The organism is Symbiopectobacterium sp. (assembly GCF_047692315.1).
Lineage (GTDB): Bacteria > Pseudomonadota > Gammaproteobacteria > Enterobacterales > Enterobacteriaceae > Symbiopectobacterium.
The window spans coordinates 55,927-68,669 of record NZ_JBLLJS010000007.1; the positions used below are offsets into that span (position 1 = coordinate 55,927).

9 protein-coding genes and 7 pseudogenes are annotated in these 12,743 nt (G+C 55.9%); 9 read left to right on the forward strand and 7 right to left on the reverse strand.

Annotation, left to right across the window (positions count from 1 at the left end; genetic code table 11):
* Positions 1 to 6: 6 nt before the first annotated feature.
* Complete coding sequence (locus ACMZI0_RS02640; RefSeq protein ID WP_415671846.1) at positions 7 to 891, forward strand: TonB-dependent siderophore receptor; 885 nt, start codon at positions 7 to 9, stop codon at positions 889 to 891.
* On the opposite strand, the gene ACMZI0_RS02645 is transcribed toward ACMZI0_RS02640, so the two are convergent.
* Positions 843 to 1,292, reverse strand: a complete 450-nt coding sequence (locus tag ACMZI0_RS02645; RefSeq protein ID WP_415671847.1) for an ATP-binding cassette domain-containing protein — start codon at positions 1,290 to 1,292, stop codon at positions 843 to 845. The two genes, ACMZI0_RS02640 and ACMZI0_RS02645, sit on opposite strands and share 49 nt — an antisense overlap.
* A gap of 216 nt (positions 1,293 to 1,508) precedes the next feature.
* Here ACMZI0_RS02645 and ACMZI0_RS02650 point away from each other — a divergent pair, with 216 nt between their 5' ends.
* The 7 genes and pseudogenes from ACMZI0_RS02650 (at position 1,509) to ACMZI0_RS02680 (ending at position 5,616) form a co-directional block, all read left to right on the forward strand.
* Positions 1,509 to 2,144, forward strand: a complete 636-nt coding sequence (locus ACMZI0_RS02650) for a TonB family protein (protein WP_415671848.1) — start codon at positions 1,509 to 1,511, stop codon at positions 2,142 to 2,144.
* A 78-nt stretch (positions 2,145 to 2,222) separates the two neighbouring features.
* Entirely contained in the window at positions 2,223 to 2,555 is a 333-nt protein-coding gene (locus ACMZI0_RS02655) for a hypothetical protein (protein ID WP_415671849.1), read from the forward strand.
* Between the two features lie 12 nt (positions 2,556 to 2,567).
* A pseudogene (locus ACMZI0_RS02660) lies at positions 2,568 to 2,852 on the forward strand (MotA/TolQ/ExbB proton channel family protein); the annotation flags it as partial.
* 13 nt (positions 2,853 to 2,865) lie between these two features.
* Positions 2,866 to 3,066: a biopolymer transporter ExbD gene (locus tag ACMZI0_RS02665; RefSeq protein ID WP_415671850.1), complete on the forward strand. Its 201-nt coding sequence runs from the start codon at positions 2,866 to 2,868 to the stop codon at positions 3,064 to 3,066.
* On the forward strand, positions 3,050 to 3,265 hold the full coding sequence (locus ACMZI0_RS02670) for an ExbD/TolR family protein (protein ID WP_415671851.1): 216 nt from the start codon (positions 3,050 to 3,052) through the stop codon (positions 3,263 to 3,265). Before ACMZI0_RS02665 ends, ACMZI0_RS02670 begins: the two co-directional genes overlap by 17 nt.
* A 367-nt stretch (positions 3,266 to 3,632) precedes the next feature.
* Entirely contained in the window at positions 3,633 to 5,315 is a 1,683-nt protein-coding gene (locus ACMZI0_RS02675; RefSeq protein WP_415671852.1) for a hypothetical protein, read from the forward strand.
* A 31-nt stretch (positions 5,316 to 5,346) separates the two neighbouring features.
* Positions 5,347 to 5,616, forward strand: coding sequence for a hypothetical protein (locus ACMZI0_RS02680; RefSeq protein ID WP_415671853.1), 270 nt, complete (start codon positions 5,347 to 5,349; stop codon positions 5,614 to 5,616).
* A 79-nt stretch (positions 5,617 to 5,695) separates the two neighbouring features.
* Here ACMZI0_RS02680 and ACMZI0_RS02685 read toward each other — a convergent pair.
* From ACMZI0_RS02685 to ugpB, 6 pseudogenes are all read right to left on the reverse strand, one after another.
* Positions 5,696 to 6,205 (reverse strand): annotated as a pseudogene (locus ACMZI0_RS02685) (AEC family transporter); the annotation flags it as partial.
* Between the two features lie 180 nt (positions 6,206 to 6,385).
* Positions 6,386 to 7,111: pseudogene (gene ugpQ, locus ACMZI0_RS02690) on the reverse strand (glycerophosphodiester phosphodiesterase).
* Positions 7,111 to 8,185, reverse strand: a pseudogene (locus ACMZI0_RS02695) (sn-glycerol-3-phosphate import ATP-binding protein UgpC). Before ACMZI0_RS02695 ends, ugpQ begins: the two co-directional pseudogenes overlap by 1 nt.
* A gap of 6 nt (positions 8,186 to 8,191) precedes the next feature.
* Positions 8,192 to 8,521 (reverse strand): annotated as a pseudogene (locus ACMZI0_RS02700) (ABC transporter permease subunit); the annotation flags it as partial.
* Positions 8,505 to 9,098: pseudogene (locus ACMZI0_RS02705) on the reverse strand (glycerol-3-phosphate transporter permease); the annotation flags it as partial. The pseudogenes ACMZI0_RS02700 and ACMZI0_RS02705, both read right to left, overlap by 17 nt.
* 129 nt (positions 9,099 to 9,227) lie before the next feature.
* Positions 9,228 to 10,559, reverse strand: a pseudogene (ugpB, locus tag ACMZI0_RS02710) (sn-glycerol-3-phosphate ABC transporter substrate-binding protein UgpB).
* 435 nt (positions 10,560 to 10,994) lie between these two features.
* Between ugpB and ACMZI0_RS02715 the strand changes: the two are divergent.
* Positions 10,995 to 12,617: a methyl-accepting chemotaxis protein gene (locus ACMZI0_RS02715; RefSeq protein WP_415671854.1), complete on the forward strand. Its 1,623-nt coding sequence runs from the start codon at positions 10,995 to 10,997 to the stop codon at positions 12,615 to 12,617.
* Positions 12,618 to 12,743: the final 126 nt, after the last annotated feature.

Below are 12,743 nucleotides of genomic sequence, written 5' to 3' on the forward strand. Positions count from 1 at the left end.
GTGGAGGTGCTGCGTGGCCCGACGGCACTGCTCAACGGCAGCGGCGATCCTGGCGGCACAGTCAACGTCGTCACCAAAAAACCGCGCGACCGTTTTGCCCTCAATGGCACCCTGAGCGCAGGCAGTTGGGACAACTATCGCAGTGAATTGGACGTAACCGGACCGTTGAACGAAAGCGGTACGCTACGAGGCCGAGCGGTGGGTATTTGGCAAGACCGCGATTTCTTCTATGACCGAACCCATCAGGAAAAAAAGGTGTTCTACGGCGTGCTGGAATACGATATGACGCCAGACACCACACTCTCTGTCACTTTTGCCAATCAGCTTAACCACATTCAGGCTCCCTACTACGGCCTGCCCGCTTATACCACGGGTGCGCTGCTGGATGTCTCCCGTTCGCTCAACCCAACGCCTGACTGGGCCTGGAGCGACAGCCACACGCAGGAGTATGTTGCGGGCATCGAACAGCGCTTTGATAACGGCTGGACCGCCACCAGCAAATTCCGCTATCTCGACAAGGACAGCGGCTACAAAGACAGCTTCGTCTCCTCAGGCGTGGATCCGGATACCCACACCGTTAGCTACTGGTATAACCGCCAGTTCGATAGCGAATACCGACGTTACGGCCTGGATCTTTACGCGGGTGGCCCTTTCCAACTGCTGGGCCGTGAGCATCAGGCGCTAATTGGCTACAACTATGATGACTATGCGTATCAGTATGCGGGGTATAATCGGGCTGGCGCTCGGCAAACCGGCATCAGCCTGTTCGATCCGTCCGCGGTGCGTGAGTATGATGTCACGCCGACCAACGGTTACCTGACCCGAACGATTCAAAGCGGTGTCTACGGCCAAACGCGCCTGCAATTACTCGATCCGCTCACCTGGGGGTAGTCGGCGGTCGTGTCAGCAATTTCACCATCCGCAGTCGTAGCATCAGTCCCTCCACACCAACAGCCTGGAGCAAAGGGGCGGCCTCCACTGGGAAGCATGATGTTGCCGCTGCCGTAAGGCCATAGCCCAGCCAGTGCGCGTAGCAGCGTACTCTTACCGTTGCCCGAACCGCCGACGATCATCCAGCTTTCCCCTGGCTGGATGTCGGTATCGGGCAACGCGCAGAGCGTTGTGCCATCGGGCAGATGCAGTTGCAAATCGCGAATGCGCAGAATGCCATCGTTGGCAGCGATTGTCTGAATATCACGGTGATCAGCGTGACCCACCACGCACATCTGGCGCGCTGGCATCACCATCAATTGCAGGTGATTGCCCAGCCCAGAAACAGTGCGGGGCCGCAATCGCCCTCGACCGTCGAAAACCAAACGCCCTTACCGTCTGTTCAGGCCCGCCTGACAACCACGACGCACATCATTAGAGAGCCATGATATGAACACGCCGTCTATCACGTTATCCGAGGGGATGCGCATACGTATCGAGCAGGTCGTCACCGTCCTGTTGGCGGCACTGCTGCACGGGGAGTGATTTATTACCTATCGGCGACATCTGCCGTGGTCATGCCGCCTTCAGCCGCTCCCGCTATCAGCGTGGAACTGGCACTCAGTGCCGAACCGAGCATGACGGCAGCTGCATCGGCTCCGACCGCTCAACAGACAGAAACGGCACCGCAAGAGAGCACGCCGCCACCCGAGCCAGAAGCGCCCGCCTCCGTGCCACAGGAGGCACCTGCGCCGGAAGCCGTGAAGACGCCAGCGGTGAAAAAACCGGTGCCCAAGGCTCCGGCCCGTAAAGCGCCAACCGCTGAACCACAGCAAACGGTCGACCGGAGCACTGCAACACCGAGCAGTCATGCCACCGCAAATACGGCAGCACCGGTGTCCTCCGGTGCGCCAACGACATCCGAAGGTGCAATTACACCAGCATCTGCCACTGCGGATCACCTGAATAACCCGCCACCGCAATACCCCGTTCTGGCATTGAAGCGCAAACGGCAGGGCACGGTACAGCTACGGGTACAAGTGCTGGCATCCGGACGGCCGGGTGAAATCCAGATAGTGCGCAGTAGCGGGCGCGACATTCTCTATCAGGCGGCGGTAGCGGCAGTCCGACAATGGTCATTCGTTGCGGCGCGTCGCGGAGGAACGCCCATGGAGAGCTGGGCCAGCTTTCCGCTCAGCTTCAAACTGCAATAGTGCAAACAGGCACTCTTTTTAACCTGATGTGTGCGGCAACCTGGCCGCGCACTGACAATAACACTCTCGAGGTCACAGATGACTCTGCCCACTCACAGCGGGTATTCCATAGAAACATTGACGATCTGGTTACTGATCGTCTTCTCCACCATCACCTGGTCACTGGTGATTATCAAAAGCATACAATTCTCACGCCTGAAGCGTCGCGACCGACACTTCCTGCACGCGTTCTGGCACGCAAAAGCGCTGGCGGATGTTCACATGGAACACCCCCAGCACGCGGGTGCAGCCGCCAACGTCGCCCACGCGGGGCTCGCCTCACTGGAGGTTGATAACCCCGCCAACAGTGGGCTGGCGCAATCCATCGATTTTCAAGACCGCTTCGAGCGCGCCCTGCGGCATCAAATTTAGCGCGAGAGCCAACGATTGGAAGCCGGTCTGGCCGTGATGGCGTCCATTGGTTCTATTTCACCGTTTATCGGCCTGTTTGGCGCCGTGTGGGGCATCATGGAAGCGTTGCAGAGCATCAGTCAGGCAGGCAGTGCCAGTCTGGAAACCGTTGCCGGCCCCGTCGGTTCCGCCTTGCTGGCCACCGGGATTGGTATCGCTGTCGCGGTTCCCGCCGTGCTGGGCTACAACTACTTTTTGCGTCGGGTAAAAAACGGCTTCAGCCTGACACCCGCGACGCATCTCGCAACACATCCCTGACAGGAGCACCAACATGGCTTTTACCCCCCACTCAACATCGAAGCTGCAAAGCGAAATCAATGTCACGCCGTTGGTGGATGTGATGCTGGTACTGCTGGTGGTGTTTATCGTCACTGCGCCGTTGCTCACTAACGCCGTACCGGTCAATTTGCAAAACCGCGGCCACCGCCCCGCCAGACACGCAGCAGCCGCTGGTCGTGAGTATCGACGATGAAGGCCAACTGTTCGTTGCGCAGACGCCAACCTCACTTGAGCAGTTGGAACCGCGGCTTATCGCCGCACACAGCGAAAATGAACGTATTCAGGTGCAACTACGTGCCAGTGAAACGGTCAATTATGGTCTGGTGGCAAAATCACTGGTTAGCATTGAACGTGCGGGCATCAGCAAGGTGGCCATCGTGACCGCGCGCTAGCCTTCGCTGAACCGGGCCTGAATAAACAGAAGTTTGCCGATACTCGAATTTCGGTCATCTGCTTGTTGTGTTTTGCGGCTCCTCAGTAGAGTGAGCGATATTTCCCGCTATTCATCAAGGCGGTCAGTTTGAGCAAAACGCGGTGCAACCGCTTTGCTCTTTGTCCGTTAAACAGGAAGTGATAATGAAAGGTGTTACCTTATTGGCTGGCGCACTTGCACTTCTCTTCAGCGGCCAGGCGCTAAGTTCGGGTGATGACGTATGCGGATTTTCCGATGCATAGTGCGGCATTGCTGCGCTGCCTTATCTGGAACCCAATAACGACACCTGCGTCAATCTGATCCTGCTGCAAAGCAACCGCCACCATTTGGCCCTGCCGCTGCCGCAGCCGTTACCCGATCAGACACGAACCCGAGTAAACCCGTTTACCGCCTATCGTGTGATGGGCTTGACGGCCAGCGAAGCAGGCCTGGACGAAGCCAGCTCAGACAGTGCAGATAAGCCATCGTCACTGACAGCCAAGGCCAAACTGTTGGGGCTTCCTCCAGAGGTTCAGGCGCAGATGGATACGCTGGCACCGGAAGAGAACGAGGGTCGCCACGTCTCCAATGACGTCAACGCGGTAGAGACCTTTTTCGATGTGTTGCTGGCGGATACCCAGCTCAGCGCGCCGCAGCGCATTCAGCTTGCGCAGGCCCGTATCAACATGCTCTCCTCCGCAACCACGTCTGCAACTATGACCCGCGATCTCGCGAACCTGCCCGCTGACGGCCATGCCGGAGAACTCAAACAGTATTTGATCAATGCAGTGGCCTTTTATCAGGGCCTGTTTGAACAGGCAAACAGCGGCTTTCAGTCGCTAACGACGGCCAACCAGCCGTGGGTGGCAGAAACCGCGCGCTACATGCTGATCCGCGTATCGCTGAATCAGGCGATGGAAAATGCGTTGGATGAATACAACATGTTCAATGTTGATAAGGCTGACAAGGAACAAGGTCGGCGCGCAGTCGAACGCATTGACGCCTATCTGCAAGCCTACCCGAAAGGGCTCTACGCCGATTCTGCCCGTGGGCTTTATCGCCGTGCCTACTGGGTGATCGGTGATGAAAATGCCCTGTCAGCGTGCTATCAGCAAGTCATTGCCGTGCAGAAAGACCTGGATGCCTTACAGACGATCAATAACGAAATTGATAATAAGTTGCTGGAAAGCAGCATTTTTATTCAGACGCCAGAAGCGCCGTTGCTGATGCTGGTACAAGATCTGAAACGGCTGCGCAGTGACAAAGGCTGGATGCAGTGGCCCGCGTTGTCAGAAGCGGAACTCATCGCTCAGCAAGCGATGTTTGACGATGCTGGTATGCAACAGCAGTATCGCTATCTGCAGGCGGCCTTCCACTATTACCAACAGCGGGACGCGGCGGCCACGCTGGCGTTGATTCCGGAAGAGACGGGCAACGATCTGGCGGACACCACGCGTTTCAGTCTCCAGATACTGCGCGGTTTGGCGCTTGAAGCGGAACACGGCTGGCGCGAGGCGGAAACGCACTGGCGGCATCTGTTAACGTTAAAAACCAACGAAACGCAGCAGCAGTATCTGCAACTGTCTCTGGCGGAAACGCTGGTTAAATCAGGCCACCCTGATGTCATTTTTGCGCCGGACAGCCCGGTTAAAAATCTGCGCTTCCGCTCAGCCGTACTGAAAACCTCCACCAACGCCAACTTGCTGCGCCAGCAAACCGGCGAGCAGCAAACCCATGAAGAACGCGCCGTAGCACTGCATACCTTGCTGACACAATCACTGGTACACCGTGACTATGCCGCTTATCTCAAAGACAGCGAGCTGTTGCGCACCATCGAACCGTTGAAAAGCGCGGAGAACGCCAGTTGGAATATGGAGGATCTCACCGCGTTTGCCTGGGATGGCAGCGATACTGAAGAGGGTTACCAATGCCCGTCGCTGACCACGGTGGTGTCCACATTAAACAAACGTCCTAATGATGCCCACGCCACCAACTTGTCTGGGGGAATTCTTTTTCCGCACCGGAAATGAGGTCGGGTTCGATTGGGGTGAAAGAAATCAGTTGGAAGCGTTGACTAACGCGCCCAGCCAATTCACAGGGAAAGCCTATTCCCAGCTGGACGCTTACATGAAGGTGATTGCCGATCCGCATGCGCCGCCGGAAGACAAAAGCTACGCGCTTTATCGTGCTATCTACTGCTATGCGCCCAGCAGCATGAACGATTGCGGCACGCAAGAGATCAGCAAGGCAACGCGCAAAGCCTGGTTTACTCAGCTGAAAACCGAATTCAAAGGCACCCAATGGGCCACGCAGCTCAAATATTATTGGTAGTCGCCTGCGTTCTGTTCACGAACGCCGCCAAAGCTGAACGCGTCAACGCCGCCCATTATCAAGATTTTTGGTTGTGGGCGGCAGTCTTGCCAAATCCTTGCAGCGACATCGTGCCGTTACGCGCCCACTCCACCGATACCGTTACCAGCGTCCACAAAATCAGGCCGTTAAACACCAATACCAGCGCAACGGAAGGCACAGCCTCTTCACCCAGAATGGTGGTTGCCAGCGGCAAACCCAGCATGACGTTGTTGGAGAATATGCCGCTCAGCGCAAATACCGAGCCGGAGACGCCGTCCAAATCAAACACCTTGCGGGCAACAATGCGTCCAATCACGAACACGATCAGACAACTGCCGAAAAACGCGATCAGCAAGCGGGCATCTACCGGGGGACGTTTCGAGAAATCACTCATCATGCGGAACAGCATGGCAGGCAGGGCGACAGAGAAAACAAAGCGGCTGACGCCGTCTGTGAACGCGGTGGGCCATTTGGCAAACCGGATCAGGCTGTAACCCAGAATAATCAATACAAACAGCGGTAATGAAATCACCACCTGGTGCCAAAAGGAGAGTACAAAGGGGGGCATAGGTTAATCCTTCAATGCCTCACTCAGCAGCGCCAGATGGCCTGGCCTGATCAATGTAAGCGCCCACTAACAAAATCGGACACATCAGGCAACATAGCGCGGACAGAAAGGCGCGCAATCACCGGCTTATTAGACGAGTTATTATCTCCCCTGAGCATCGCTCAGGGGATGTGGGCGGATTTAGCCGGCGACAAATTCCGCTCCGATTAAATCATCCGGTCTGTACAGATGCAGTCAACGCCCCAGGCCAGCAAATCACGCGCGCGCGCCGGTGAGTTCACGGTGCCGCACGCAGCAGCGCCACGCGTTGCGCATCCAGCAGTTCATGGTTGAGGTGAATGGAGACGCAATCGAGATCGCGCGTCAGACGCAGCAGTCCTCTTCCCACTCATCCAACAACAGCCCACGCGGCAGCGTCGGCACCGCCTGCTGCGCAGCCGCCAGCGCTTCGACGGAGAAAGATGAGAGCAACGGCTCAACCGGATGATCGCGCCACAGCAGTGCTGCCGCCTGTGCCACGATGCGACCCGTAAGGGTTTCTTGTCCGGTGGTGGGTTTAATCTCGATATTGGCGGCTAAACCGTACTGCTTGCAGCGTGCCGCCACCTCGGATAACAGAGGTAAGCGCCCACCAACAAACTGCTTGCTGTACCACCCGCCCGCATCTAGCCCCACCAGTTTATCCCAGGGTAGATCTCCCGCCACGCCCCAGCCGTTGGTGGTTCTCTCCAGTGTGTCGTCATGCAGCAAAAAGATCTTACCGTCCTGAGAGAGTTTGGCATCAAACTCGATCATTTTATGCCCGTGATGCGCGCCCACTTCAATGGCGGCCAGTGTGTTCTCCGGTGCCAATGCACCGCCGCCGCGATGGGCGACAATCGCCGGGTAAGGCCACTGTTTTTCCATTATTCCACCCGCAATCCGCTTTCAGTATCAAAGAAATGCCACGCCGGCGGCGGCAGAGCCAGCCACAGGGTGTCGCCGCGCGCCGGGCACTGTTCATGAGAAAGGCGCACCACCACGCTCTGTTCCCCCCATACACCGTGCGCCAGATTATCCGCCCCCAGCAGTTCAAGGGTGGTCAGCAACAGAGGTATGCCGCCTGCCTCACGCGTGGTCAACTGAATATGCTCCGGTCTGACGCCCAACGTCAATGCCCGCCCGCGCCATTCAGGTTTCGCCACTGGCAGCGGTATCGCGCACTCCGCACTGAGCATAAACTGCGTACCTTCATCGCTAATGCGCCCGGCCCACAGGTTCATGGCCGGAGAGCCGATAAAACTGGCGACGAACAGTGAGGCCGGACGGCGATAGATTTCCGTCGGCGGCCCAATCTGTTCTGCAATCCCTTTGTTCATCACAATAACGCGCTCCGCCAGCGTCATGGCTTCTACCTAATCGTGCGTGACATACAGGCTGGTGGTACGTAGTCGCTGATGCAATTGCTGAAACTCGAGGCGCATCTGTACACGCAGTTTAGCATCCAGATTGGAGAGCGGCTCATCGAACAAGAACACGGCCGGCTCGCGCACAATGGCGCGCCCCATAGCGACACGCTGGCGCTGTCCACCGGAAAGCTCACGCGGTTTGCGTTGCAACAGCGGAAAGAGCTCCAGAATGCGCGCAGCATCTTCGACACGCTGGCGGATCTGCGCCTTGCCAAAGCCACGGATTTTCAACCCATAGGCCATGTTGTCATAGACGCTCATGTGCGGGTACAGCGCATAGTTCTGGAACACCATGGCGATGCCGCGATCTTTCGGCTCCCGCTCTGTCACCCGTTCGCCATCGATATAAATATCGCCGCTGGTAGTACGTTCCAACCCAGCCACCATACGTAGCAAGGTGGATTTGCCACAGCCGGAAGGGCCAACCATCACCACAAATTCACCATCCGCCACATCCAGATCGATTGGGCTGAATCACCTGTGTTTTACCGTCATAGGATTTGGTGACGGCCTGAAGTTTTAAACCTGCCATATTGTCTTATTTCTCACTATCCACCAGACCACGCACAAACCAGTGCTGCATCAACAGCACCACCAACAGCGGCGGCAACAACGTCATCAGCATCGCCGCCATCACGTGGTTCCACTGGGTGGCGACATCGCCAGAGGCGATCATGCTTTTCAACCCGGCCACCGCAGTGCCAAGGTTAACGTCATTAACGATCAGCAGCGGCCAGAGATACTGGTTCCAGCCGTAAATAAAGGTAATCACAAACAGCGCCGCCAGATTGGTGCGCGAGAGCGGCAACACCATATCGAAAAAGAAACGCATCGGACTGGCGCCATCAATGCGGGCCGCCCCCATCAATGGCTGCCGCCTCCACCAGAGAGCGCGGGATGGACTGCAATGCCGCCAGGAAAAACAGAAAGTTATAGCTTATCTACTTCCAGATAGACGCCAGCAGCACCAGAAACATCACCTGACTGCTGTGGGTGGCATGATTCCACTCATAGCCCCACTGGCTTAAGCCATAAGTGATTAATCCGCTGGGGCTGAACAAAAACATCCACAGCGCGGCCGCCACCACCTGTGCAACCGCGTAAGGCAGGATAAACAGGGTTTGATAGAGACGACGACAACGCAACACATAGTCCACCAGCGCTGCCAGCAGTAATGACACTCCCATACCGCACACCGTCACCAGTGAACTGAACACCATGGTAGTGTAGAAGGCGTCCAGATAGTAACCGTCACTCATCAGATGGCGAAAGTTCTCCAGACCGACAAACTAGCTGGAGAGCCCAAATGGATCAATGCGTTGCGTGGAATACAACAGTGCCTGACCGGCAGGCCAGATAAAGAAAATCACTGTGATAGCCAGTTGGGGAAAAACTAACGCATAAGGCAACCAGCTACGGCCAAATACAGGTCGGGATGACGTCATGCCACGTACTCAATCGAAGAGAGGGAAAAGTGCTTCAGCCTGTCCGTTATTAGGCGAAGTCCGGACAGGCCGAAAAAAGCGTTGTCAGCAACCTCAGGCCGACATCCGTCGGCCTGAGATAAAACCGCGTTACTTGGTGGACTGCTCGAAACGACGCAACAGCACGTTGCCGCGCTCCACAGCAGTATCCAACGCCTGCTGCGGCGTTTTCTTGCCGGTCCAGACGCTTTCCAGCTCTTCATCCACAATGGTACGGATCTGCGGCATATTGCCTAAACGCAACCCTTTGGTGAACGCCAACGGCGGCTTGTTCAGCATCTGACGCGTAGCAATATCCGCACCGGGGTTCTTCTCACAGAAACCCTGCTGCTTGGTTAACTCATAAGCGGCTGTGGTGATCGGCAGATAACCGGTCTTCTGGTGCCACTCGGCGGCCATTTCCGGCTGTGCCAGGAACTGCATAAACTGCGCAACGCCTTTATAAGTGGCATCGTCTTTGCCGCCCATCACCCACAGGCTGGCACCGCCGATAATGGCATTCTGCGGCGCATTCAGCACATCAGTGTCATACGGCATCATCCCCACGCCATAGTTGAATTTAGCGTGTGCGCGGATGTTAGCCAACGAACCGGACGACGCGGTAGTAATGGCGCAATCACCGCTGTAGAACTTCTCAGTCGACTCATCCTTGCGACCGTAGTAGGTGAAGTCCCCTTTCTTGTTCATGTCCTGAAAAAGACTTATATGTTTGATTTTATTATGCTTGTTGAATTACAGCACCGCATCGGTACCGTCGAACCCGTTGTTCTTGCTGGCAATCGGCAATGCGTGCCAGGCGCTGAAGTTTTCAATCTGGATCCAACCCTGCCAGCCGCTGGCATAGCCGCACTTCATGCCCGCCGCGCGCAGCTTGGCCGTGTACTCCGCCATTTGCTGCCAGGTTTTCGGCGGCTGCTCTGGGTCCAGACCCGCTTTTTTGAACGCGTCTTTGTTGTAGTTGTAGTAAAGCACCGGCGTTGAGCTGTTGAACGGCTGTGACAGCAGATGCCCCGTCTTCGCATCAGCGTAGTAACCGGATACGGTCGGCACGAACACGCTCTCATCAAAATTGATCCCGGCATCCTTGAACACCTGATACACTGGTTTGATCGCCTTGCTCGCCATCATGGTGGCGGTGCCCACTTCATACACCTGAAGAATAGCCGGTGCGTTACCGGTGCGGTAAGCCGCTATGCCCGCCGCCAGGCTCTGCTCATAGTTGCCTTTGTATACCGGCACAATTTTGACATCGGGGTGCGATTGGTTAAAACGCGTCGCGAGTGAATCCACCGTTTTTCCCAGTTCACCTTCCATCGAATGCCAGAAAGGGATCTCGGTAACCGCGTATGCGTTAGCCTGATACGCCAACGCAACAAACGCCGCCGCTTTATGCAGCGTCCGTGTCTTAAGTGCGTTAAACATGCCTGTCTCCTGCCATAAATGTGAGCACCTGTGCAAAGGGGTGCATTTCTTGGTCGAGGGGTAACATGGCACGGACGGATGACAGCAAGATAACCAAACGATGACACCAACATGACGCCCAGGCGGTGAATCTGTTTGGGCGCAATTACCGGTCACATTTGTCACCGATATCGCGAATGAGGATAAATTTTTACTCACACGATGCCGATATCAAAGTAATCATCTGTTTTTTTACTCATTACCACGTGAAATCACACAGCAAACGAATAATAAAGTAAATAAACCATTGATGATGTAAGCATAAATATAACTGTGCGTTCGCAATACCGTTCTCGCGAATGGACGCAATGAGCAATACCAGGGTGACTCACCTCTTCTTATGCCGTGCAGAGGCGAACCTGCTTTACCGACAAACTCGAAAAAAATGGGGAACATATGCAGCGCATACGCAACATCAAATTGGGAACGTTACTCGGCAGCGGATTCGCCGCCGTGATCATCATCGGCGTGCTGGTTGCAGGCTTTGGCCGCGTGCATCTCGCCGGTTTGGGCCAAACCACTGACAGCCTCGCCAAACAGCATCTGAATAACCTGTTTGTGTTACAGGAACTGAAAGACAACCTGAACGTCACCATCAAAGCCACGCTGCGTATGCTGCTGATGACAGATAAAAAAGAGCTAAGCGACAGCCAGGCATTGATTGAAAAAACCAGCGCACAAAACGGTAAACTGGTGGAACAGTTGGAAGCCAATTTACACGCCAAAGAAGTGCGCGCCATTCTGAGCGAGCTTCAGCAAAACCGTGTCGCCTTTACCAAGCTGGGGCGTGAAGCGATTGGCATGACACTGACCGATCGTCAGGAAGAAGCCGCCGTGTTGGTAAAAGGTCAATTGGAACCGGTGCAAACTGCCATGTTTGGCAACCTCAATACCATGATTAAACTGCAAAAAGATCTCACTGCCCAGATTGCCGTCAACGCCGTGGAAGAAGCGGAAGAGGATGGCAACAGCCTGTTGATTCTGGCGGCACTCTCCGCCTTGCTGGCCGCCATCATCGCCTGGTTTATCACCCGCCATATCAAAAAGCTGCTGGGCGGCGAGCCGCTCTACGCCATGCAAGTGGTACAAGAGATTGCGCAGGGGAATCTGGCAGTATCGGTGACGCTCGCCGACGCGGACAACAGCAGCCTGCTGGCCTCCATGAACCATATGCGCGACAGCCTGAGCAAGCTGGTTATTCAGGTGCGGGAAAGCAGCGAGTCTATCTCGACCGGTGCCAGTGAAATTGCCGCTGGCAGCACCGATCTCAGTCAGCGCACCGAAGAACAGGCTGCCAGCCTGCAACAAACGGCCGCCTCGATGGAGCAAATCAGCCAGACGTTGCGACAAAACACCGACACGGTACGCTCCGCCACCGAGCTTGCCAATACCGCCAGCAGCACAGCGGCCAAAGGCGGAGAGGCCGTGGGCAATATCGTACGCACCATGACCGACATTCGCGACAGTTCCCATAAAATCAGCGACATTATCACCGTGATCGACGGCATTGCGTTCCAGACCAACATTCTGGCCCTGAATGCCGCCGTGGAAGCCGCGCGCGCTGGAGAACAAGGCCGCGGCTTTGCCGTGGTGGCAGGCGAGGTTCGTTCGCTGGCACAGCGCTCGGCATCCGCAGCCAAAGAGATCAAAACGCTGATTCAGGATAGCTTGAGCCGCGTTGAAACAGGATCTAAGCTGGTCACCGATGCCGGAGAGACCATCGATGAATTGGTGCTCCAGTCACGCCATGTGGCAAATATGATCGATGAGATTGGTGTCACTATCCGCGAGCAGGGATCAGGCATCCACCAGATCAATGATGCCATCACCCAACTGGATCAGGTGACGCAGCAAAATGCGGCGTTGGTGGAGGAATCCAGCGGTGCAGCGGAGAGCCTGAACGATCAGGCGCGCCACCTGGTCGAACTGATGAGCGTCTTTCAGGTAGAGGGCGGCGCGTTCCACTACAGCGCATCACCACGCACAACGATAGCGCCTATGGCGCTGGGACATAAATAACTGCATCACGCCATATCGGCGATGCTGTCCTAACGGGCAGCATCGCCGATAGCACGACAACAGAGAAAAATACCGCGAATGTGATACTTAATAACCCCTTCTCTAAAACACCATTCTTTTTTCTTA